Source organism: Ohtaekwangia sp. (genome assembly GCF_036568665.1).
GTDB lineage: Bacteria > Bacteroidota > Bacteroidia > Cytophagales > Cyclobacteriaceae > Ohtaekwangia.
On sequence record NZ_DATCSD010000231.1, the window covers coordinates 1 to 8,406 of the forward strand.

At 43.0% G+C, this 8,406-nt stretch carries 7 protein-coding genes and 1 pseudogene; 6 read left to right on the plus strand and 2 right to left on the minus strand.

Annotated features, from left to right (window positions below):
• Both VIN08_RS12855 and VIN08_RS12860 read left to right on the plus strand, forming a co-directional pair.
• Positions 1-852: YafY family protein (locus VIN08_RS12855; protein ID WP_331965531.1), on the plus strand; the 852-nt coding region annotated here is incomplete at its 5' end.
• A gap of 170 nt (positions 853-1,022) precedes the next feature.
• On the plus strand, positions 1,023-1,544 hold the full coding sequence (locus VIN08_RS12860; RefSeq protein ID WP_331965534.1) for a hypothetical protein: 522 nt from the start codon (positions 1,023-1,025) through the stop codon (positions 1,542-1,544).
• A 98-nt stretch (positions 1,545-1,642) separates the two neighbouring features.
• Here the strand turns inward: VIN08_RS12860 and VIN08_RS12865 are convergent, their stop codons facing one another.
• On the minus strand, positions 1,643-2,176 hold the full coding sequence (locus VIN08_RS12865; RefSeq protein WP_331965537.1) for a hypothetical protein: 534 nt from the start codon (positions 2,174-2,176) through the stop codon (positions 1,643-1,645).
• A 384-nt stretch (positions 2,177-2,560) separates the two neighbouring features.
• On the opposite strand from VIN08_RS12865, the gene VIN08_RS12870 reads away from it, so the two are divergent.
• Together VIN08_RS12870 and VIN08_RS12875 are read left to right on the plus strand one after the other, a co-directional pair.
• Positions 2,561-3,541 (plus strand): aldo/keto reductase, encoded by a 981-nt coding sequence (locus tag VIN08_RS12870; RefSeq protein ID WP_331965540.1) that lies wholly within the window; start codon positions 2,561-2,563, stop codon positions 3,539-3,541.
• 93 nt (positions 3,542-3,634) lie between these two features.
• Positions 3,635-4,507, plus strand: a complete 873-nt coding sequence (locus tag VIN08_RS12875) for an NAD(P)-dependent oxidoreductase (RefSeq protein WP_331965543.1) — start codon at positions 3,635-3,637, stop codon at positions 4,505-4,507.
• A 108-nt stretch (positions 4,508-4,615) separates the two neighbouring features.
• Here the strand turns inward: VIN08_RS12875 and VIN08_RS12880 are convergent, their stop codons facing one another.
• Positions 4,616-4,738, minus strand: coding sequence for a hypothetical protein (locus tag VIN08_RS12880; RefSeq protein ID WP_331965546.1), 123 nt, complete (start codon positions 4,736-4,738; stop codon positions 4,616-4,618).
• 574 nt (positions 4,739-5,312) lie between these two features.
• Between VIN08_RS12880 and VIN08_RS12885 the strand changes: the two genes are divergently transcribed.
• A complete protein-coding gene (locus VIN08_RS12885) occupies positions 5,313-7,757 on the plus strand; it encodes a TonB-dependent receptor (RefSeq protein WP_331965549.1) in 2,445 nt (814 codons plus the stop codon).
• Between the two features lie 432 nt (positions 7,758-8,189).
• Positions 8,190-8,406, plus strand: a pseudogene (locus tag VIN08_RS12890) (hypothetical protein); the annotation flags it as partial.

Genomic DNA, 8,406 nt, shown 5'->3' on the forward strand with positions numbered 1-8,406 from the left:
GCACTGATGGAGGCCGGTGTGCCGATTGGTTCAGAAGCAGGCAAGGGCTACTTTATTGTAGATGGTTTTCATTTGCCCCCGGTAATGTTTACGCAGGAAGAAGCGAGTGCTATGCTGGTAGCTTCCAAACTGGTGGAGCGCATGACCGATAAGTCGATACAAAAAACATTTGAGTCGGCATTGATGAAGATCAAGGCTGTGTTGAATGATAATGAGAAAGATCATCTCGAAAATCTTCAAACCTATATACAGGTGTTCAGGGCTGCACCTTCATCGCAGCAGGCAGAATTTCCGGATAACTTCATGTCCGATATTCAGAAGGCCATTGTAACCAGGCATGTGTTGAGAATAGACTATAGCAGCAACAACCAGGGCGAACTCACCGATCGCGAGATTGAACCTATTGGATTGTTTTACTATAGCTTTGCGTGGCACTTGATTGCGTGGTGTAGATTGCGCAATGGCTATCGCGATTTCAGAACAGACAGGATCATCAACCTGAAAAACACCAATCAGTCATTTGATGATCGTAATCGCTATACTTTGCAGGAGTATCTGCAAAGTCTGAAGCATTCCAATCACGACATGCAGGAAGTAAAGATTCTTCTCGATAAACCCGTTACCGGCTATATGGCACACGCCAAACATTACTACGGTCTTGCTTCCGAAGAAGATCTCGGTGATAAAGTGCGCATGAATTTCCTGGTAGGAAATCTTCGCCACTTCTGTCGTGGTATATTAATGCAAGGCAGCACCGTAGAGATCGAGCACCCCGAAGAAGCAAAAGCTATAACTCAGGAGTTGGTGGAGGAGCTATACGCGCATTATCTGAAAGCAGCGGTGGCTCTTTGAGCATTATCTGTTACTCGTTAACAGTTATCCGTTAATCGGTAATTGCAGCATCTCCCTAATCAATATTTCTTGTTCGATAGTTCGTAAATCGTAAGTAAAAATCCCGGCTTTAATCGAGAGGTATATTTAGAAAATATAGATACTTTTAGTGCAACAACTACGCACTAACAGTGAGAGCTTTTGGAATAACACTGATAACTTTTCTTTTTCTATGCTCCTGCGGAAGTGGGGTGAGCGTGAGAAAATCTCGGGTTAAATATTTTGACAGTCAATTTTCCGGCACGTTTAATAACAATCCTCTTAAAGCTAGTCCGCGTAGATATGGTTCTCCTACATTACTTGATTTGTTTCAAATTTATCAGGTAGAAACGGATAGTGTTTCCGCAGTTTTTAACAGACAAGGAGAATTAGAACTAACTTATCGGGACAAGGATGGTATAGTAAAGATAGAACCGTTCAAAGGTGTGTTTGTGAAAAAAGGATACTATGAAGTGTTTCTAAGGAATGAAAAGAAAGAAATACCGCCCTTTTTTCCGATCATTTATAGTAGGTGCAACATTAATAGAATAAGGTTAGCGCTCTCACTGCAAGGAGATTTAATTGTAGATAACGAATGGAACGAAAGCGGTAATATTTTACTCTTGGGTGCAGGGGATAAGGGGAGACGACAAAGCTATTTTAGCAGACAGTAACAGTCGCTCATCTTAACTCCCACTTTCGTTAATCGATATTCCTGGTTCGATATCCCAATTCCTTTATCCGTTAATTATTAACCGATATTGGTTATTCGCTAATTTTCCATCAGCGATTCCATTCTTCTCAGATCAGGTTTAAAGAACGGAGATCCTTTATCGGCTAACAGCAATCTATACTTGCCTCCTATACGTTGAGATTTCTTGTGGATCAGCATCAACGGTAGCCCTACTGCTGTCATGATGATGGAAGCACGTGTTACGTTTTGGTTCAAACTTGGATCGCCCTGAATGATCGATACATTCACCTGGTCCACCACAAAGTAGCCAACCCCGCCAATCACAAACAATCCGCCTATTACATTGGCGAAACTATGTTGTCTGAAGTAAATACGTTCGATCTTGTGGAAAGGTACCATTGTTTCGTGGGCGAGCAGCGCGGTATCATACACATTGCTGACGTAGCTTCGTCTGCGATGATCGGCTCCCTTCTCTTTATAGATGATCTCGTCACCGATATATAGCCTGAGCTTTACCTTTTCATTTTTCAGCAATACAAGTTGTTTCTGAGCTATACATGCCGGAGCAGCCATCAGCAGTCCCAGCACCATTCCTATAATCAAGCGTTTCAAACCAGTAGTGAATTTAGAATGCCTAAAGGTATAGAATGCAAGTGAAGTGATCGCTAAAAAATACCGGGAATTTCAGAACAGCTCTTAGGTTTTTTGTTTGAAAAACATACTAATGGAACAGTGACCCGTTTCTCTTTTTTGCATCTTAAAAGAATATATACCCGTTATCAATCCTTGGATACTGATTCTAAGACACTTGATATCCAGTAGCATGGAGTTTTAATCTCTCGTCATTCAATTTCTGATCACGTCATTTCCGTTGTTTGAATTTTATAATGAATAGTTTGAATTATTTAAGTTGCATTCAGGGGTGAGGAATACTTTTGTCTTGTAGTTGAATCTGTCCGGACGTTCAATAACACGTTAAAACAACCTTTATACTTTATGAAGTACAGAAAATTAAGCAACACTAATGAGCAGCTCTCTGCCGTGGGCCTGGGCTGTATGGGAATGAGCTTTGCGTATGGCCCTACCGATGATCAGGAGTCGATCGCTACACTGCATCGCGCACTGGATATCGGTATAAATTTCTGGGACACTGCAGATATATATGGTCCGCATACCAACGAAGAATTGATCTCGCGCGTGCTGGTTCCTAACCGTAACAAGATTTTTATCGCTACGAAGTTTGGCTTTCGTATGCGTGAAGATAAAACTACTTATTTCGATGGTTCTGTCGAACACATGCGCACTGCTATAGAAGGAAGCCTGAAGCGTTTGAAAGTAGATGTGATCGATCTATACTATGCACACCGCATCGATCCGAAAGTGCCGGTAGAAGAGATGGTAGGAGCGATGGCAGAACTGGTGAAAGAAGGTAAAGTGCGTTACCTCGGGTTATCAGAAGCATCGGCCGCATCCATACGCAAGGCACATGCTGTTCACCCGATCACAGCATTGCAAAGTGAATATTCTTTACTAACACGCGATGTTGAAAAAGAAATACTCCCGGTATGTCGCGAGTTGGGTATAACATTAGTGCCCTATAGTCCGCTGGCACGGGGGCTGGTAACGAACACGTTGCAAAAAGATTCATTCGGTGCGGGCGACTTCAGAAAAACGTTGCCGCGCTTTGATGATCAGCACTGGGACTATAATCAGCAACTGGTAGCACGCTTCACCACATTGGCCGAAGAGAAGCAATGTACACCAGCACAGCTTGCACTCGCGTGGGTATTGGCGCAAGGCGATGATATTATACCTATACCCGGCACGAAGAAGAGAAAGTATCTTGAAGAAAATGCAAAGGCAACTGATGTGACGTTATCAGCGGCAGACTTGCAAAAGATAAAATCGCTGATCGATGAATTTCCCCATGTCGGTGCCCGCTATAGCGAGGGCTCACTGAAACTGGTGAACAATTAATATATAGTATACAAAATATTACTGTTAATACCTGCGGATTGTGCAGGGGTGCGTGGTCTGCAGGTATACAGTATTTAAAATATAGGATTGATTATGGCAGACACCATTGCATTTTTAGGACTTGGAAATATGGGATATCCCATGGCGAAAAACCTGATCGAGTCAGGTTTTGCTGTTAAAGTATATAATCGTTCGGCAGATAAGGTAAAAGACCTGGTAACACTGGGCGGACAATATGTAGCGACTGTAGCCGAAGCTGTGCAGCAAGCTGATATCATTATCACGATGGTGAGTGAAGATGAAGCGGTAAAAGAATTATCAGCGCAGATATTGCCGGTGATCAAACCCGGAAGTATACATCTCTCCATGAGCACTATTCACGCAGAGACATCCAGACAACTTGCCGAACAATTTACTGCGAAGAAAGCTTTTTACGTGGCGTCTCCCGTATTAGGTCGTCCGCCTGCAGCAGCAGCCCGACAGTTATTTATACTGATGTCAGGCGATGCTTCTGCAAAAGAAAGAGTAAAGCCGGCATTGGAAGCGATGGGACAACGCACGTTCGATTTTGGCAGCGACCCTGCTATAGCGCATACGGTGAAGCTGATGATGAACTTCATGATCTTTGGCGTGGTAGAGATGCTGAGCGAGGTAATGCTATTGGCAGAGAAAACAGGCATTGATAAAAATGTAATGCTGGATACTATGCTGAGCACAGTATATGGCGCACCGATCTTTAAGGCATATGGTACCTTAATTGTTAAAGAGGAAGAAGTGCCGAATGGATTTGCATCAGAACTAGCCAGTAAAGATTTACGTCTTGTACAGGAGACTGCTGCGCAAGTAGGATTACAATTGCCGCTGGCAAATTTAGTGAGGAGTCACTTCGAAGAAATTATAACAGCAGGTGCCGGTAAACGCGATCTTTCATACCTCATCACATATCTGCGGAGCAAAGCGGAGTAATGAAATTAAAAGCGTAAAGCAGAAAGCTAAAAGTTAAAGCAGAATATTTTACTTTCTGCTTTCAACTTTTGGCTTCTCGCTTATACGCAAGGGGCTGACAGTTATTTTTTAGTCTGTGTTAACCTGTTCCTGATAGCGATCAGGCTTTTCTGCATGCTTGAACATCACTATAGGATTTTCAAGTGTACCTACTCCGTTGGGGTTAGACAGATTGTACTTGTTCAAATTCATCCTGCAGGTATATATACTCCTGCCGGTATTCGTGGATGCAGGTTGGTAGCTGCTCCGGAAAATATACTTCAGGGTATTCTGCATTTAGCAATGAATTAAAACTATCATGCAGAGAGTATATATAGAGGCTTCATGCTCTTCTGTATTTGTATCGTTATTTAAAAGGATTTGTCTTTTTTTTCGGGCGCTGCATGGTGAAAGAACGATACGGAATTTTTTAAGCTGAGGTTTTATCATGTCATCGTATTTCGTTCTGTATTATACTATACTAATCGATACAACCGTCCGATAACGCGCAGGTGTCGTATATGGGTTGCGTGTACCATCATCCTGTTATGTCCTTTGCTTAATTCTTTCTTAAGAGGCTAATAGGGATTGGGTATATATATACCCTGTGGAGGGTATTTTTTGGTGAATGATTATTTCTGCATTGTTTTTCTCGCTGCGGTGCATTCATATTTGCGCAGTTATTTCGAATCGATCTAAATAATTTCTATATCAATCTCCTGCGAAGAAGATTGTCTGTAAATCTATTTTTCAAATTTTAACCAACTGGCTTTCGCGAGTTAAGTATATGCGACCCAAATATCTACTGCTATTCTTCTTTTTGATGAGCACCACGCTGTGGGCACAACAAAAAGGTTCTGTAAAAGGTGTTGTTCATTCATCGGATGGACAACCTGCGGCACACGTAAATGTGTTACTGAAAGGTTCGAAGAAAGGAACCGTTACCAATGAGAACGGAGAATATGAGATTAAGAACATTGAGCCCGGTAATTATACGCTCGCTATTTCTTTTATAGGTCTTGAAACAAAAGAGTATCCCGTAGAAGTAAAAGCTGGTGAAAGCACTGACACGGGTGAAATCGTATTGTCTGAAAATTCACAGCAACTGGGAGAGATCGTAATCAGCGGAACCAGAACCAATGAGTTCGATCGTAAAGAGAGTGCGTATGTTGCCAAGATGCCACTCAGGAATATAGAGAACCCGCAGGTATATAATAGCGTGAGTGCCGAGTTGATGAAAGACCAGGTGACCACCAGCTTTAATGATGCGTTGAAGAATGTATCGGGCCTGACTAAACTTTGGGAATCAACCGGACGCAGTGGCGATGGTGCAGGGTATTTTTCATTGCGCGGTTTTTCAGTACAACCCACTCTTATCAACGGTCTTCCCGGTCTTACCAACGGTGGTCTGGATATAGCGAACATCGAGCGCATTGAAGTAATGAAAGGTCCTTCCGGTACACTATATGGAAGCAGCCTGATCTCGTATGGTGGTTTGATCAACATCGTTACCAAGAGACCGTATGATCATACCGGTGGAGAATTATCATATACTGCCGGAAGCTTTGGTCTTAACCGACTTACGGCCGATATAAATACTCCGCTGAGCACAGAGAAGAAAGTATATCTGCGTGTGAATACAGCGTATCATTCAGAAAACAGTTTCCAGGATGCAGGCTTTAAGAAGTCATTCTTTTTAGCACCCTCTCTTTCTTATACCGTGAACGATCGCCTGTCGTTCCTGGTAAATACAGAGTTTCTTTCTGCGGAAGGAACAAACCAGACGATGCTCTTCCTGGATCGTGGTGCCAGGCTAACGGTGCCGACATTGGCCGACTTGCACTACGATCATAAGCGCTCGTATACCAGCAATGATCTGTCGATCAGGAATCCGACATTTAGTCTACAGGCACAAATGAACTATAAACTATCCGACCAGTGGAGATCGCAGACGGTTGTATCAAGAAGCTCTGCCAAGGCTGACGGATATTATTCATACCTGTATGAGTCTACACAGTATTATAGTCTTTCGGAAGGAAGTGTTTTTGGTCGCTATATCAGCAAACAAAATTCTACGACACTTACATCTGATATACAGCAGAATTTCATTGGCGATTTTAACCTCGGAAGTATGCGTAACCGCATGGTGGTTGGTCTCGATTACTATAACAACAATGTTATCAACAACGATACCGGTTATGAGGGAAACGGATCGATCTATATTGGTAATGCCAGTGTACAGGAGGTAAACGAAAAAGTATTCGGTATTACCGATTCAGAGAAATATATAACCAACGGTGATAACGGTGTATTGTCGAAAGCAGCGACCGATGCTATACTGGCTACGTCCACGGTGAACAATACCACGGCAAAACAGGAAGTATACAGTGCGTATATCTCAGACGTTGTAAACCTGATACCGGCACTTTCGGTGATGGGAAGTTTGCGTGTAGATCACTTTGTGAATAAGGATGACAAGTCGAGCAACCAGACTGCGCTATCGCCTAAGTTCGGCATTGTATACCAGCCGATAAAAGATCAGCTTTCGTTGTTTGCCAACTATATGAATGGTTTTAGCAACGTAGCGCCTAAAACTGAAGGTTCTGGTCAGGATATAGCGGTACGTTCATTCAAGCCTGAGCAGGCTAACCAGTGGGAAGTTGGTATGAAGACCGACTTGTACGATGGCAAAGTAAGTGCTACGGTAAGTTACTATGATATATTAGTGTCTAATGTAGTGCGTCAGGATCCTACGCGTGTAAACTACTATGTGCAGGATGGCGAGAACTATAGCAAAGGTATAGAAGTGAGTGTTGTTACCGCACCGATTCCGGGTATGAATGTTATTGCAGGCTATAGCCACAACAACAGCAAGATAACCAAGACCGACAGCGAAGACTATATTAACCGCAGACCGGAAGGTGCCGGGCCGGTAAACCTGGCGAACCTGTGGGTGAGCTACAAAATTCAGGCGGGTGTACTGCAAGGTATAGGTTTTGGTGTTGGAGGAAATTACGCTGGCGAGTATGCTACACTGAACCGTGCTACTACCGGTGTATTCATGATTCCATCATATACCTTGCTGAACGCTGCGATCTCGTATAATGCCGATGCATTTGGTATTACGCTGAAAGCCGATAACCTGACCAACGAAGACTATTACAACGGTTGGTCTACCATAAACCCGCAAAAGCCAAGAAGCTTTACTACCCGATTGACGTTTAAATTTTAAAGCGATTTATACTACATGAACAGGCATCCCGGATTTTTTTCGGGGTGCCTTTTTGTTTCCCACAGAATTCACAGATTTTCACAGAATAAATACATTGTTTCCCGCATCCCGATCAGTCATCATGAAAATCTCCTATAAATTTTCATCATACGTTAGATGATCTGTTTTTCCTGTTCGCTTTACTTGATAAAGCTCAGGATGAGGTGGGAGATTGGCATCGGGATATAAATAGGTAAGCTTTGAATATACCTCCTATATAATCTTCGTGTGACTTTGTGTCTTCTTTGTGTTCCTTCGTGGAATTGGATTTTTTGTTTTTCACATTTTTACGCAAAATTGAAACAGCTTGTAGTTGCCAGCCGTTAGCGGCTAAAAAAAGTAAGCTCACACTTCCGGAGGCCAGAAGCCTGCAGCCAGTAACTATCTAACCCTATGCAAAATATACTTCGTCCGTTTTATTATTTAGTTGTTCTTGTTTGGGCCTGTAGCCCGGCCGTTGCGCAGAAGGCGCTTCGTTCGGAGATTGCGGAGATAGCCCGATCGCTCAATGCCAAAGTAGGTGTTGCTGTGATGCACCTGGAGAAGAAAGATACAGTCTCCTACCAGGGGGCGCAGCACCTTGTTATGCAAAGTGTGTTCAAGTTTCCGC